Annotated in this window: 15 protein-coding genes; 2 read left to right on the forward strand and 13 right to left on the reverse strand. The window is 60.8% G+C overall.

From position 1 onward, the window contains the following. From IH971_08750 to IH971_08785, 8 genes are all read right to left on the reverse strand, one after another. A partial coding sequence (locus IH971_08750; protein ID MCH7497926.1) for a phosphohydrolase occupies positions 1 to 221 on the reverse strand: 221 nt, incomplete at its 3' end. A 40-nt stretch (positions 222 to 261) separates the two neighbouring features. Further along, complete coding sequence (locus IH971_08755) at positions 262 to 1,818, reverse strand: citrate lyase subunit alpha (protein MCH7497927.1); 1,557 nt, start codon at positions 1,816 to 1,818, stop codon at positions 262 to 264. Positions 1,819 to 1,841: 23 nt separating this feature from the next. Beyond that, positions 1,842 to 3,065, reverse strand: coding sequence for a citrate lyase ACP (locus IH971_08760; protein MCH7497928.1), 1,224 nt, complete (start codon positions 3,063 to 3,065; stop codon positions 1,842 to 1,844). 72 nt (positions 3,066 to 3,137) lie between these two features. Further along, positions 3,138 to 4,013 carry a deoxyribose-phosphate aldolase gene (gene deoC, locus IH971_08765; GenBank protein MCH7497929.1) on the reverse strand — a complete coding sequence of 292 codons (876 nt, stop codon included), beginning with the start codon at positions 4,011 to 4,013 and terminating at the stop codon, positions 3,138 to 3,140. After that, positions 4,003 to 4,275: an ethanolamine utilization protein EutN gene (locus IH971_08770; GenBank protein MCH7497930.1), complete on the reverse strand. Its 273-nt coding sequence runs from the start codon at positions 4,273 to 4,275 to the stop codon at positions 4,003 to 4,005. The genes deoC and IH971_08770 overlap by 11 nt, the downstream gene beginning before the upstream one ends. Positions 4,276 to 4,277: 2 nt before the next feature. Then, positions 4,278 to 5,639: a phosphoglucosamine mutase gene (gene glmM, locus IH971_08775; GenBank protein MCH7497931.1), complete on the reverse strand. Its 1,362-nt coding sequence runs from the start codon at positions 5,637 to 5,639 to the stop codon at positions 4,278 to 4,280. A 189-nt stretch (positions 5,640 to 5,828) separates the two neighbouring features. After that, a complete protein-coding gene (locus tag IH971_08780) occupies positions 5,829 to 6,026 on the reverse strand; it encodes a 30S ribosomal protein S21 (protein MCH7497932.1) in 198 nt (65 codons plus the stop codon). After that, positions 6,020 to 6,337 carry a hypothetical protein gene (locus IH971_08785; protein MCH7497933.1) on the reverse strand — a complete coding sequence of 106 codons (318 nt, stop codon included), beginning with the start codon at positions 6,335 to 6,337 and terminating at the stop codon, positions 6,020 to 6,022. The genes IH971_08780 and IH971_08785 overlap by 7 nt, the downstream gene beginning before the upstream one ends. 154 nt (positions 6,338 to 6,491) lie before the next feature. Here IH971_08785 and IH971_08790 point away from each other — a divergent pair, with 154 nt between their 5' ends. Next, the gene (locus IH971_08790) at positions 6,492 to 7,220 is read left to right on the forward strand and encodes a hypothetical protein (GenBank protein MCH7497934.1); all 729 of its coding nucleotides are present in this window, start codon (positions 6,492 to 6,494) and stop codon (positions 7,218 to 7,220) included. Positions 7,221 to 7,444: 224 nt separating this feature from the next. On the opposite strand, the gene rsmA is transcribed toward IH971_08790, so the two are convergent. Genes rsmA through metG form a run of 3 tightly spaced genes read right to left on the reverse strand, consistent with a single transcriptional unit; the run spans position 7,445 to position 10,941 of the window. Next, entirely contained in the window at positions 7,445 to 8,227 is a 783-nt protein-coding gene (rsmA, locus tag IH971_08795) for a ribosomal RNA small subunit methyltransferase A (protein MCH7497935.1), read from the reverse strand. A 49-nt stretch (positions 8,228 to 8,276) separates the two neighbouring features. Then, positions 8,277 to 9,050 (reverse strand): TatD family hydrolase, encoded by a 774-nt coding sequence (locus IH971_08800; GenBank protein MCH7497936.1) that lies wholly within the window; start codon positions 9,048 to 9,050, stop codon positions 8,277 to 8,279. 16 nt (positions 9,051 to 9,066) lie between these two features. Next, a complete protein-coding gene (metG, locus tag IH971_08805) occupies positions 9,067 to 10,941 on the reverse strand; it encodes a methionine--tRNA ligase (GenBank protein ID MCH7497937.1) in 1,875 nt (624 codons plus the stop codon). Positions 10,942 to 11,333: 392 nt separating this feature from the next. Here metG and IH971_08810 point away from each other — a divergent pair, with 392 nt between their 5' ends. Next, positions 11,334 to 12,089, forward strand: coding sequence for an MBL fold metallo-hydrolase (locus IH971_08810; GenBank protein MCH7497938.1), 756 nt, complete (start codon positions 11,334 to 11,336; stop codon positions 12,087 to 12,089). Positions 12,090 to 12,120: 31 nt separating this feature from the next. Here IH971_08810 and IH971_08815 read toward each other — a convergent pair whose 3' ends face one another. After that, positions 12,121 to 12,324 (reverse strand): class I tRNA ligase family protein, encoded by a 204-nt coding sequence (locus tag IH971_08815; protein MCH7497939.1) that lies wholly within the window; start codon positions 12,322 to 12,324, stop codon positions 12,121 to 12,123. Positions 12,325 to 12,609: 285 nt separating this feature from the next. Further along, the gene (locus IH971_08820; GenBank protein ID MCH7497940.1) at positions 12,610 to 13,386 is read right to left on the reverse strand and encodes a hypothetical protein; all 777 of its coding nucleotides are present in this window, start codon (positions 13,384 to 13,386) and stop codon (positions 12,610 to 12,612) included. Positions 13,387 to 13,734 lie beyond the last annotated feature (348 nt).

Genomic DNA, 13,734 nt, shown 5'->3' on the forward strand with positions numbered 1-13,734 from the left:
TTTGCAATGTCCACCGACAGTTGCACACAGGTGCGCTTGTGGTTCATAAACGATATGTCGCAATCCTTGATCAGCAGCGAGAAGGGGATCGTCTCTAGATCGTCGGGGCCCAGCACCGAGTTTTCCAGTGCATAGACCCAGGCGTCAGTGACCTTATCGCGGAGGGTCTCGTCACTTATCCAGGCAATCTCGGGCCATATTCGTAGGACTTCCGCTTTCATTTCGACTCCCACTTAAGTGTCAATGGTAATTGATAATTTATCAATCTCCGGCCACCTTAAATACGCTATCGATCACCGTGCCGTCCACCCATTTTATGATGCCAACCAGGTCGTCCGTGAAGTGTGGTTTGTTCGGCGGTCCACCCACCAGGGCATCAACTTCCGCCTTGATCTGCTCGATTGGTTTGATCGGCAGCCCGCTGTTTTTTGTGGCCGCAATGAGGTCCTTACGCAGCGGATTGATGGCAATGCCCCGCTCCGTGATAACGACGTCAATCAGTTCGCCGGGACCGCACAGCGTCGTCACCTTGTCCACAATGATGGGAATCCTGTCGCGAAATGCGGGGATGGGCAGAATGGTGCATTTTGCAGCCAGGCAGTTTTGCCAACCGCCGATACCGTGCAGCATGGCGCCATCGGAATGGGTCACCACATTGGCGTTAAAATGGACGTCTACTTCGGTAGCGCCCAGCACAACGGCGTCAATCATGCTGGCAAAGTTGCCCTTGCCGTGCCAGTTGTAAGAGGTGAAGGGCGAGGTGTCAATATGGTTGATATTTTCGCGCATGGAACGCACGCCGTCCAGGTCAAACGTCTGCCCATCGAGGATGTAATCGGTGAGGCCTTCCTCGAGCATTTCGACCAGGTATTTGGTGGAGCCGCCGCGGATGAAGCGGGCTTTGACTCCTGCCGCGATCATCATTTCGCGCAGATAGGTGGCGAAGGCCAGGGCCGTGCCACCAGCGCCTGCCTGAAACGAGAAGCCGTCCTGCATGATGCCTGCCGCACGGACAAATTTCGCGGTCAGTTCGGCGATGTACAGCCGGTCCGGCGAGCGGGTGAGCCGCGTGGTGCCCGAAACGATTTTCGCCGGGTCGCCCACCTTGTCCACCTCGACGACGTAGTCGATATTCTGCCCCATGATCTGCCACGGCACGCAGGGAAACGGCACCAGGTTGTCGGTGACCACGATAGACCGGTCGGCGTAGATCGAATCCACCAGCCCGAAGCCCAGCAGCCCGCAGGCGGACGGCCCCCGGTCCCCGGTGGCGTTGCCGAACGCATCGGCCGTGGGTGCGGCGATGACGGCAATGTCGATATGCACCTCGCCGTCCTGCACGGCCTGCCAGCGGCCGCCGTGGCTGCGCAGCACCGCCAGGCCTTTCATCTTGCCCTCGGAAGCATAGCGACCCAGTGGCCCGTTCAGCGACCCCTCGATCCAGCCGATGACGCCACTTTCCAAGTGCTTGATCAGCGGCTCGTGGCAGGGGAAGGCCGCCGATGGGAACCAGCGCAGGTTTTTCACCCCCAGCTGCGCCGCTGCGTCGAAGACCGGCACCATCAGCAGGTCGCCGTTGCGGAAGTGGTGGTGCGAGGAGATGGTCATGCCGTCCCGCAGCCCCGCCTCCTGTAGCGCCTCCTTGATGGACCCCACCCGCTTGTCGCCATCGGCGGGGTAGTCTCCGGCGCTACGAATAGGCGCGGATGCCTTGCGCCCCTCGGGCCGGAACCCGCCCACCCCCTGGTAGGGGACAGCCGGCGTGCCGTTAATTTCCGTCGGGACCAGACGTCCGGCCGCGTTCTCCACCAGCTCCATGCGCTCGCCCAGCACCTGCCCCTTCACGCGGCCGGCCCTGCTTTCCGCCACCCCTTGGCCAACTTGCCCAGCGCCACCGCCAGCTCCACGGTGCGCTCCGCCCGCTGCACCACCGGCGCGTCGATCATCTTCGTCCCCAGCGACACCACGCCCAGCCCCTGGGCCTCGGCCTCATCAAAGGCCAGCACAATGGTTTTGGCCTGCTCCAGCTCCTCGTCGGTGGGCGCGAAGGCCTCGTGAATCACCGCGATCTGCCGGGGGTGGATGGCGCCCATACCGTCAAAGCCCAGCGCCTTGGCATTCGTTGCGGCCGCCCACAATCCGTCCCTGTCGCCCACATCGCTGAAGACCGAGTCGCTGGCCTGCAGCCCCGCCGACCGCGCCGCGTTGACCACCATGCTCCGGGCAAAGGCCGACTCCACCCCCTCCGCGGTGCGCGCCACGCCCAGGTCGGCGCTGTAGTCCTCCAGCCCGATGGCCAGCGCCACGTTGTGGGGACTGGCATCGGCGATGGCCTGCGCATTCAGGATGCCCTTGGCGCTCTCCAGAATGGGCATCAGAAAGGGCGGCTCCTCCCGTCCGCACGCCCGGCACAGGGCGGTGATATGCTCGTCCACCGCCACCACCTGGTGGGCCGTTTCCACTTTGGGTATCAGGATCAGGTCCACCGGCTGGGGCACGATGGCCGTCAGATCGTCCCGCCCCAACGCCCCTTGATTGATGCGTACCATCCGCTCGGCGCCGAAAAAATCCAGCACCCGCAAGGCATTGCGCACGATGAGCCTGGCCGACAGTTTTTCCGGCGGGCCCACCGCATCTTCCAGGTCCAGGATAATGGCATCCGGCCGGTGAATGCCGGCATTGAGCATGAATTTTGGCTGGGCGCCGGGCAGGTAAAGGCGGCTCCGCCGGAAGCGGTCCCGGCGGCTCGGTGGGTGGCCGAAATCGGTCAACGCGGGCAGCGACGTCCTGTCCAGCTCGGGCAGGGCCGCCTTCACCGCGGCCTCGATGCGGGCCTGCAGCACATACGGCAGCGCGCCAAAGTCCTCGATCTCCAGCCCGCCAGCGGCCACGCCCAGCTCCGCCAGCGTCCGGCCGGCCTGCTCACGGATGGCCTCACCATACATCACCGCCACTTTTGACTCGATGGTAATCTTCAGGCCGCCGGTGCTTCGGGGCCGGTACCGGACGATGCAGTCAGAGCGCGGGTTCGACCCCGCTATGCCCGATAGATATTGTGCGCTCATTGCCAGCCTGCCACGAATCAGGGCTGGAATTTACCCCGTGGCTGCGGCCTGAGGGTGCCCTATCCGACAGGGTCAGGCAGCGGCGGCGGCTCCTTGGCCGGCCCCATTGCTCACGATGGCGATACTCGCGCTGCTGCCGATTCGGCTGGCGCCTGCTGCCACCAGCTGGCGGGCTTCCTCGGCGGTGTGGATACCCCCGGCGGCCTTCACACCCAGCCGCTCGCCCACCACGTGGCGCATGAGGGCAATATCATGGACCGTGGCCCCGCCCTGGCTGAAACCAGTGGAAGTTTTCACATACCGGGCGCCCGCGCGCTCGGCCAGGATGCACGCCTTGATCTTCTCCTCGTCGGTCAGCAGCGCCGTCTCAATGATCACCTTTACCTTCCGGCCGCCGGCAGCCTGCACCACCTGGCGGATATCCTCCTCCACCTCCTGGATGCGCCCCGATTTGAGGAAGCCGATATTCATCACCATATCCAGTTCGTCGGCGCCATCCGCCACCGCCTGGGCCACCTCCTCTGCCTTGGCCTGCGAGGGCACCGCTCCCAGCGGAAAGCCGATGACGGTCGCCACCTTCACCGCAGTGCCCACCAGCAACTCCTTGCACAGCCGCACCCACACCGGGTTCACGCACACGGACGCAAAGCCGTACTCGCGCGCCTCCCGGCACAGCCGGGTGATCTCCTCCTCCGTGGCGTCCGATTTGAGCAGCGTGTGGTCGATCATGGCGGCTACGTCCGGCTTGTGCCTGATGCCCACCATGGAACCCACCCGGTTCGCCCCGGCAGCCACGATCTGGCGCACCGCCGCCGGGTCACGCTCCGAGCAGCGCCGGTCCTGGCACAGCCGGCACTGCCACACCCCGCTTTCGCAGGCTTCCACGCCAGGCACGGTCTGCGTGATCACCTGCCCGATGAGCCGGTCCAGACGTGCTTCAATCGTCATGGTACTCGATGTGCACACGGTCCACCACCGCCACAATCACCGCCTGCACGGGCAGCGCCTCGCCGTACATGATTTTGGTGCCCCCCCCCTCGCGATTGACAATCACCTTGTCACCTTTCCCCGCGCTCACCCGGTCCAGGGCAATGAACGACAGCCCGGCGGGCTTGTCCTCCAGGTCCACCGGCTGGACCACCAGCAGCTTCTCCCCCTGCAGCTGCTCGTACTTCACCGTGGATACCACCGCGCCCATAACGTTTCCCAAGATCATGCCCCGGCCCCGGCAACCCCTTTGGCTACCACCGCCCGCACGCCGGCTATCAACCCGTGCGCCTCCTCCGCGGTGGCCGCCTCGGCATAGATCCGGATGACCGGCTCGGTGTTGGACGCCCGGATGTGGACCCAGCGATCCTCCCACTGCACTTTCAGGCCGTCCACGGTGTTGTGCTCAGCGTCGGGATATTGCTGCGTAATGAGGCTGTAAAGCTGGTCAATCTCGTGCCCATCAATGGCTAACTTGTCTTTCAGCAGGTGCAACCGGGGCAGCCCGTCCACGATGGTGCTCAGGCTTTGCTCCTCCTGCACCAGCCGGTCCAAGATCAGCGCCGCCCCCACCAACGCGTCCCGTCCCAGGTGCGATGCCGCCAGGATCACCCCGCCGTTACCTTCGCCCCCAATCTCGCCACCGGCCGCGCGCATCATGGCCACCACGTTCACCTCCCCCACGGCCGAGCGCAGGACCTCGACCCCGTAGCGTCCGGCCACGTGCTCCAGCAGCTGCGAGGAGGAGAGGTTGGTGGTCACCGGCTGGCGGCTGGCCGTGCGCCGCAGGTAGCCGTCCACGGCCAGCACCTGCGTCAGTTCTTCGCCGATGGGTCTGCCGGTCTCGTCAACCAGCGCCAGCCGGTCAGCGTCGGGGTCGGTGGCCAGGCCCAGTTGGGCGCCACCTGCAGTCACCGCCGCAGCCAACGCCCCCAGGTTTTCCGGCACCGGTTCCGGCCCCCGCGGAAACTCCCCGTTGGGTGTGGTGTGCAGGCGGATCACCTCGCACCCCAGCGCCTCCAGCAGGGCCGGCAGCGCCACCGATGCCGCGCCGTTGACCGCATCCACCACCACCCGGAAGCGCCGCCGTACAATCGCCTCCACGTCGATGCACCCCAGGTTGAGGATGTCCAGGATGTGTCGCCCGGCGGCATCGGGCATGACCTCGCCCCGGATGGGCCTCTCCGGTAGCTCTGCAGGGATCTCCGCCTGGTCGGCCAGCTCAAATAACGCCGCGGCCCGCTCCCCATCCAGGAAACAGCCGTCCGGCCCGATAAACTTCAGTCCGTTGTACTCGCTGGGGTTGTGCGATGCCGTGAGGACCAGGGCCCCCGCCAGCCGCCGGTCAGTCACCAGAAATTGAGCCGTGGGGGTGGGAATCAGGTCGGCCAGAAGCAGGCGGCGGCCCGCTTTCCGCAGGGCCTGGGCAGCCGCCGACATGAGCATCGGGCCGTGTGAACGGCTGTCCCGTGCCAGCAGCAGCGGGCCACTGGGCAGCAGTGCCGCAAAGGCCTCGGCGTGCGCATGGATGATTCCGGCGGTAAGGTCTTGCCCCACCACGCCCCGCACCCCGGATACTGACCGCATCAACGCCACGGTGGGGAAGCCTCTAGATCGAAAAACCCCCTCGCAGGCCCTGGAAGACGCAAGTTGGCGGGGAAAATTGGCACGGCTGAGGTGGGCTCACGCCTTCAAAAGATCATGGCATAAAAAAATCCAGACTGAAAGCCTGGATTTAACCCTGCAGCTCCTCCGGGCACCGCGTTCCGGCCGCTCCTAGCGCTGATGATAGGCCATGGCCCGGCGCATGCGCCGGCGGGCCTTGGAGCGCTTGATGCGCTTCTCGGCGCTGGGCTTGAGGTAATAGGAATTGCGCTTGATCTCCTTCAGGATGCCGGCCTTTTCATATTTCTTCTTGAAGCGCCGCAAGGCCCGCTCCAGCGGCTCGTCACGTTTTACAATCACTTCTACCATCTGCTGTGGGTGGCCCCCTCCTGATAATATTTGGCGCAATCCAGATTCAAGCTTCGGAGTTTAACGCTTTGTCGCCCGCGAAACAATCTCAACCCCAGCTCCGTCATCCTGCCGGCTAGCGCACCCACCGGCTCCGGCGTGTGGGCCCCGTCGATTTGGTGCCGGACCGGGTTGGTGGCGGCACCAACATTTGTTCCCGCTACGATTACATTCACGTAGGAGCGGCTTTCATGGTCGCTGCTGGCGCGCACAAATCCGCTGAGGGTGGTCGACTGCGGCTGCACCGCGACCAGCAGGGCCAGGCCCGTCAACAGTAGGAGAATCAGCAGCCAGCCCTAAATTGCGCTCAAATACTCTTGTCGGCAATCCCATACCTACAGTTATAACCCCAACTCAATTTCCGATAAGGGAGTTTATCTAAAATCTGCAGGCAACATAAACCGAGCATCGTAACTTTATATCGTTATGGCTAAGAAAGAACAACTTCCTATTGAGGTAAGGCCGGTTACACTGCTCAAACGTACAATAGATAATTTGGGTGAGGCGATTTCTGGAGCCGGTCGCGAGATCAAAGATAAAGGACTTATCCAAGCGGCCGGTAATTTAGTTCAACGCTATAGGGCCCATGGTTTACTTGGGGCCTTGTCTGAAGAACTGGACGTGTTGATTGAGACCGGAAAAATCGATTCGAAGTATTTGGAATCACCCCAATATATGGATTGTCTCCAGGAACTTCTGGAATTCTTGGATAATGATATTCCCGACCCGACTAGATTTGATGCACTTAAAGCAGTGTTTTTGGTTGCAGCCTCCGAAGAAGCTTCAAAGCGAGAGGACATCCTGCCATACCAATATATGCGCCTTTGTAAAAGCATGACTTCTGGCGAAATTCTCGTGATGCTAACGGAATATCAACTTGTTCAGACACATCCTCCCGAAGGTTTCTTTCCACATTCAACCTCCGTGAATGGGTGGCGGGGTGGAATTGCAAACTCCGCAGGTCTTGGACATGCTGAAATGGTAGGCATATTCGACGAAAAACTGGTCCAGAAAAATATCCTACACCCACGAGGACCTCAGGATGAAAGCTTAACTACTATAACCCAGAACGGAAGGCTGACCGATCTCGGATGGGGACTCTGCAAGTTCATTGCCCAATATGAGAATGATATGTCAACCGACGAAGTAGAATAGGTTGCACAATTTCCGATAAATTCCGTTATCGGAAAATGACTCCTACTCCATCCCTGACTATGCGCCCAAATACCGTTGTCGGCAATCTCAGGTGAGGCCGCTACCCTGATCTAATCCAGCTCCCCCTCCTCGCGTCACTCCCCACCCTTCCCTGACCCTTGGGCCCAGGCAGGGTCCCTACACGAGCGCCCACTATCCAACATCCAACATCGAGCATCCCGTCTTCAGTCCGCCCCCACGGCAGTCGCCACGAGGCGGTTCGCCAGGTTGATGAACTCCCCCACTGACAGCCTTTCCGCCCGCAAATCGCCCCAGCCCAGCTCCGCCAGCAGGTCTCCGGCCTCCAGCGGCTTCAGCGCATTGGTCAGTTTCTTGCGCCGTTGCCCGAAGGCCAGCCGCACCAGCTCCTCGAACCGGGCCTCATCCACGATCTGCCCGTGCTGGTCACCGGGTGTCAGGCGAATCAGGGTCGAGTCCACTTTCGGCTGGGGCCGGAACGCCTCGGCGGGCAGGTCAAAACAGGTCTCCACCCTGGTAAACGCCTGCACCATCACCGTTAGCCGCCCGTAGGCCTTGCTCCCCGGCGCTGCCGCCAGCCGCGCCCCGACCTCCTGTTGGACGATGACGTGCGCATCCCGCCATTGGTTCCGGTACGCCAGCAGTCGGAAGACCAGCGGCGAAGTGATGTTGTACGGCAGGCTGCCATAGATGCGGCTGCCCGCCGGCAGGAGGGCTGCCAGGTCCACCGCCAGAATGTCGTCCTGAATAACGGTGACGTTGCCGGGCACCAGCTGCATCAGCGGCCCCACCAGCAGCGGATCGATGTCCACCGCCGTCACCGCGCCCGCCGCGCCCGCCAGCGGCAGGGTCAGCTCCCCGTGCCCCGGCCCGATCTCCAGAAAGAGGTCGTCCGGCCCCGGCCCGATGGCCGCCACGATCTTGCGGATCAGGTTGGGATCGATGAGGAAGTTCTGCCCCCACCGTTTGCGCGGGCGCGGCCAGTTCAGGCGACTAGCGGCAGTGGAGGGGCGCTTATGCGCCGCGCCCGCCACCCTGTCAGGCACTGACTGGCTCCAGCCGAGTGAACAGGCCCAGCGCTGTCGCCGTGGTCCGCCGCGCCACTTCGTCCAGCGACAGTCCGCAGATCGCGCCGATTTTCCCGGCAGTGTACGCCACGTAGGCCGGCTCGTTGGTCTTCCCGCGCCGGGGCACCGGTGACAGGTAGGGGCAGTCCGTCTCCACCATCACCCGCTCCAGACCCACCTCCTGCAGCACCGCCTCGTTGTGGTTCTTGCCGAAGGTCACCGTGCCGGTAAACGAGATGTGGAAACCCAGCTCCAACACCTGCCGCGCCACCTCCGGCGCCGAGGAAAAGCAGTGCACCACCCCCTGCGCATGCCCCGCTCTGCGCAGCTCCGCCAGCACGTCCTCATCCGCCTCCCGGTTGTGCACCACCACCGGCAGGTCCAGTTCTCCCGCCAGCGCCAGTTGCCCCCGGAACAGGTCGCGCTGCACCTCCGGCGGGCTCAGGTTGCGGTAGTAGTCCAGCCCGGTCTCGCCGATAGCCACAACCCGGGGGTGCCGGGCCAGCCCCGCCAGCCGCTCCAGCGCATCGGGCGGCGCGTCCTTGGCATCGTGGGGGTGCACCCCCACCGTGGCCCACATATTGGGATAGCGCTCCGCCAGCGCGATGGCCGCCCGGCTCGTCTCCAGGTCCAGCCCCACGCAGATGATGGCGCCCACACCGGCTTCGGCAGCCCGGGCCAGCACCGCGTCCATTTGATGGTCGTATTGCTCGTAGAACAGGTGCGCGTGGGTATCGATGAGCATGCGCCGCCTGGATCGGCTAGCCGATTTTCAGCCCCGGCGGCAGGTCGTCCCCGTCCACCGTGACCAGCACCATGTGCCCATCCCCGGCCTCCGCCGCCAGCAGCATGCCCTGGCTCTCCGCCCCCCGGATGGTGACCGGCGCCAGGTTGGCCACCACCACGATGCGGCGGCCCACCAACGCCTGCGGGTCGTAGTGCTCGGCAATCCCCGCCACGATCTGCCGCTCCTCGTCGCCCAGCGAGATGCGCAGCTTCAATAGCTTGTCCGTACCGGCCACCTTCTCGGCGGCCAGCACCTCCGCCAGCTGCAGACCGGCCCGCTCCAGATCGCTCAAGGAGACCTCCCGCTCGGCGGCAGCGGGGGACTGCTCCTCCGGCAGCGACAGCTCCAGCCGCGGGAATGGCGCCCCCCCCTCGCCCAATGGCGTGCCCGGTTTCAGACCGCCCCAGCCCAGTCCCGCGATGGCTTTCACCTCCGTCCCAAAAGTCGCCAGCATGGCCGCCACCCGGCTCGGCATCACGGGGTGCAGCAGCTGCAGCGCCACGTATGAGGCCTGGGCGGCGTAGTGCAGCGTCCGCCCCGCCAGCGCTTTGTCCGTCTTCACCGCATGCCACGGCTGGCTCTGCTCCAAAAACACGTTCACGCTGCGCACCAGCTCCATGATGGCCCCGATGGCATGGTCCAGGCGCAACGTATCCACGTGCGCTTCGACATCTTTGACCGCCGCCAGCGCCCCTGCGCGCAAGCCCTGTTCATACTCGTTGGCCGGCGACTCCGGCTCCGCCGCCGGGATGGCCCCCTCAAAGTGCCGCCGGATGAACTTCGTCACCCGGTTCACCAGGTTGCCCAGGTCGTTGGCCAGGTCGCTGTTGTAGCGCCGCTGAAACCCGTCCAGCGTGAAACTGGCGTCCTGACCCAGCACCATGTCCCGCAGCAGGTAGTAGCGCACCGGGTCCACCCCCACCTGGTCGATGAGGTCCAGCGGCCGCACCACGTTCCCCCGCGACTTGGACATCTTCTCGTCTTCCATCAGCCACCAGCCGTGGGCGAATATCGTCCTGGGCAGCTCGATGCCCGCCGCCATCAGCATGGTCGGCCAGTACACCGTGTGCGCGATCAAAATGTCCTTGCCGATGAGGTGGAGGTCCGCCGGCCACCACTTCCCGAACCGCGACTCGTCCGCCGTGTAGCCCACCGCCGAGATGTAGTTCGTCAGCGCATCGAACCACACGTAGTTCACGTAGTCCCGGTCGAACGGCAGCTCGATCCCCCAGCTCAGCCGCGACTTGGGCCGCGAGATGCACAGGTCCCCCAGCGGCTGCCGCAGGAATCCCAGCACCTCGTTGCGCCGCGTCTCGGGCCGGATAAATTTTGGGTGCTCCTCAATGTGGTCGATGAGCCGCTGCTGGTAGGCCGACATGCGGAAGAACCAGTTGCGCTCCTTGATCTGCTCCACTTCCCGGAAGGCCCCCGACGCTTTCTCCCGCTCGGTGATGAAGCGCTCCTCCGACACCGAATACCACCCCTCGTACTCGTCCAGGTACAGCTCGCCCTTGTCGTGCAGGGCCGTCAGCAGCCGCTGCACCACCACCTTGTGCCGCTGCTCCGTCGTGCGGATAAAGTCGTCGTGGGAGATGTGCAGCCGCGCCCACAGCTCCTGGAAGGCCACCACCATCTCGTCGCAGTGCGCCTGCGGCTCCAACCCCCGCTCCTGCGCCGCCTGCTGCACTTTAAGGCCGTGCTCGTCGGTCCCCGTCAGCAGGTGCACCTCGTCACCCAGCGCCCGCCGGTAGCGCGCCAGCGCGTCCGCCAGGATGGTGGTGTAGGCATGCCCCAGGTGCGGCTTGTCGTTCACGTAGTAGATGGGCGTCGTGATATAGAAGGTGGACATAGACTAGCGCTGTTCTCCGTCGGAATATAGGGAAATGTATCGGTAGAGGCGAGCGGGAAGGGCGGCGGGGGTTACGGGTTGCGAGTTACGAGTTTCTAGTTCGATGTCAGGAGGGGGAGAAGGAAGAGGGGGCGAAAGCGAATGGATTATCCCCAGCCCCCGGCGAGATGCAGTTCATGTGCTTTCCATCCTAATTGGAGGATAAGAACAGGTGCTCAGCCGGAACGTTCACTCGCATGACGCTCCCTGTGAGGCGTCAGCTAAACCTTGGAAGGGTGAAATGTGTCTCTTAGATTTAGCCCCAAGTAGCTCACATCGCTCTAACCACGAACACCTTGGTCCATGATTAATCGTACTAAATATTGTATTTCGCCAGGTAGTGAGACATTGCCATGAAGATAAAATTCGCTGGAACGGGAGATGGCCGTGGGATCCCAGTCATTGGTTGTAAATGCGACCGGTGTACGTTAGCGAGAGAGGAGGGGGGCAAGAATCGCCGCAGGACAGTTTCTTTTATCGTAACAAGTGGATCAGAAACAATTATACTCGATACACCTAGTTCCATCGGAGTAGTGCTAAATGAAGAGCGAATATTTCGTATATCAGCAATATTTCTTTCTCATAAACATTATGATCATTTGGGTGGAATAACCGCTTTTGAATACTGGCCAGAAAGAATTCCCGTTTACGGTAATATGTCTGTCCTTGGGAATTTTGAAATAACGGATAAATTATACGAAAAATGCGAGTTTCATGTCTTGCGGGACAGAAAATCCATTAAAGTGGGTCGTATCAAAGTTACACCCTTCCAGGTTTCCCATACAGTTCCCACGTTTGGACTCGTGTTTATGGCAGATAATAAACGCGTGGTTCATTTTAGTGATATGTCGGGTACGGATTTAAGTGATTACGAGAAGCGGCTGGTGAAAACATCGGATGTTGCCATTTTCCATACACCGGGCTATGAAGGAGGCACGGACCACGTCGATGTCATGAATGTGGTTAGTATTGCAAAAAGATATCCCTCAACGCGTTTTGTTTTATCCCATATCGGACATAATAATTTACTCCATGATGAACTCGTTGTGAAAATCGCCCCGTGTAAAAATATGGTTGTCGCCTATGACAGGATGGAAATCAAGGTCTAGATTATTTTCCAAGTACGAGCGAATATTCCCGCTAATAAATCGCCTCGTCATTGATTACGCCAGCCCATCCATAGTCCACCTTGTCACCCAGCGCCCGCCGGTACCGCGCCAGCGCGTCCGCCCATAGGGTGGTGGTCGCCTGCCCCTCGGCCCGAAGTCCGGCCCTACGGGCGGGGCCCAGGTGCGGCTTGTCGTTCACGTAGTAAATGGGCGTGGTAATGTAGAAGCTGGACATGGACTATCGGTGTTCTCCGTCGGAATATAGGGAAATGTATCGGTAGAGGCGAGGGGCAAGGGGCGGCGGGGTTACGGGTTAGCCCGCAAGGGTTTCTTCGGGACGAGTTGCGTGCTGCGTGTTTTGAGTTCTTCGGTTGGGGCGCTCACCGTAGACGGGTTACCCAGCGGGGGTCTTCTGGCTAAGTGCCGACTCATAGAGTTTTTGATCATTGCTTTCCCGCTGAGAAATCGAAAAAGAGTAAGAATACGTTAATAATGTAAACTATAACATAATCCTATGAAATCAGGAAAACAAGGCCATCACAGCACCCCAGATAACCAGAAGGTAACCTAATGCCTGTACCCCTTCATTGTTTGAGAATAATACCATCGCCCCACCTATGCTAAAGATAGCTGCGGCTAAATCATCGGTTCCGGTTGTTACGGTTTCTTGCTTACCTTTTTGTTGCTCGGCAAGTTCCCTTTCACCTCTTTTCTGTTCTTGCAACCTTGCACGTTCAGCTGCCTTACGTCTTCTTTCTGCTCCAAATTGAGCCCGTTTTGCAGCTTCACGTTGTTCTCGCTGTAGCCGTTTGTATTCAGCCCCCTTTCCAAGTAGCTCCCAGGCAATAGGTGTCATTTCATCGTACAGGCCGTCTATATTTCCACGGTATTTTCTCTTTACTGAATCAACAATCCTGCCCGTCTCGACATCAATGGTACGGGAAACAATAGAAAAACTCGAACCCACTCTGCCAATTGAACCCGCTAATATGTGGGAAACACCGAGAATCTGGCCGATTTTCACGACACACTCATCAGAAACACAGCCGGTCAATTGTAAATCTTGTTCTCTAAGAATGGACAACATTTCCCTGCGTTCAACTACCGGCACTGTACTAATCTTGACAATATCTGATCGCAGCCAATCAGTCAAACTTGCTGCCTCATGCGAGGCAATACCCCGCGCCTCAAAATCCAGGACAGCGAGCGATTTGATTTGCTGGGCGTCAAGGGGGTTAAATAAAAGGAGAAGTAAAAGGCAGACGAAAGAACGTAATACCTCAGGGTTGTATCTCATATGCCATTACCTCTCTGGTGTAAAGTTACAAAAGATAATAGCCCTGGCAAGATCGCCAACGGCAGGGGTGACAGCGGAGTACACCAAGCCCATCAAGCTGGTGCTGCTGAGGTAGGGACCAAAATCTTAATGATTGCCAATACCCGCATCCGATCCACAAACTCCATCGCCCAATCAAAGTTGTGAGTTGTGCCGGTTCTTGCAACAAATCTGCTACCGGTTGAACTACTCGGCCGCCACGTCCAGATTCGGAGGCGCCCTCCCCCCCGGCGTCACTCCCCCCGTTTCCCTCGCGAGCTAGACGGTTTATCTTCGCATCGTGGGATTGGCATCTCCCACGCCAGAAGT

This window comes from Candidatus Neomarinimicrobiota bacterium (assembly GCA_022560655.1).
Lineage (GTDB): Bacteria > Fidelibacterota > Marinisomatia > SCGC-AAA003-L08 > TS1B11 > JADFSS01.

Bases quoted from the DNA above. Each gene is read 5' to 3' on its own strand.
- IH971_08755 (MCH7497927.1), bottom strand. From the start codon at position 1,818: ATGGAGCTGGTGGAGAACGCGGCCGGACGTCTGGTCCCGACGGAAATT.
- IH971_08760 (MCH7497928.1), bottom strand. From the start codon at position 3,065: ATGAGCGCACAATATCTATCGGGCATAGCGGGGTCGAACCCGCGCTCT.
- deoC (MCH7497929.1), bottom strand. From the start codon at position 4,013: ATGACGATTGAAGCACGTCTGGACCGGCTCATCGGGCAGGTGATCACG.
- glmM (MCH7497931.1), bottom strand. From the start codon at position 5,639: ATGCGGTCAGTATCCGGGGTGCGGGGCGTGGTGGGGCAAGACCTTACC.
- IH971_08780 (MCH7497932.1), bottom strand. From the start codon at position 6,026: ATGGTAGAAGTGATTGTAAAACGTGACGAGCCGCTGGAGCGGGCCTTG.
- IH971_08790 (MCH7497934.1), top strand. From the start codon at position 6,492: ATGGCTAAGAAAGAACAACTTCCTATTGAGGTAAGGCCGGTTACACTG.
- IH971_08800 (MCH7497936.1), bottom strand. From the start codon at position 9,050: ATGCTCATCGATACCCACGCGCACCTGTTCTACGAGCAATACGACCAT.
- metG (MCH7497937.1), bottom strand. From the start codon at position 10,941: ATGTCCACCTTCTATATCACGACGCCCATCTACTACGTGAACGACAAG.
- IH971_08810 (MCH7497938.1), top strand. From the start codon at position 11,334: ATGAAGATAAAATTCGCTGGAACGGGAGATGGCCGTGGGATCCCAGTC.
- IH971_08815 (MCH7497939.1), bottom strand. From the start codon at position 12,324: ATGTCCAGCTTCTACATTACCACGCCCATTTACTACGTGAACGACAAG.
- IH971_08820 (MCH7497940.1), bottom strand. From the start codon at position 13,386: ATGAGATACAACCCTGAGGTATTACGTTCTTTCGTCTGCCTTTTACTT.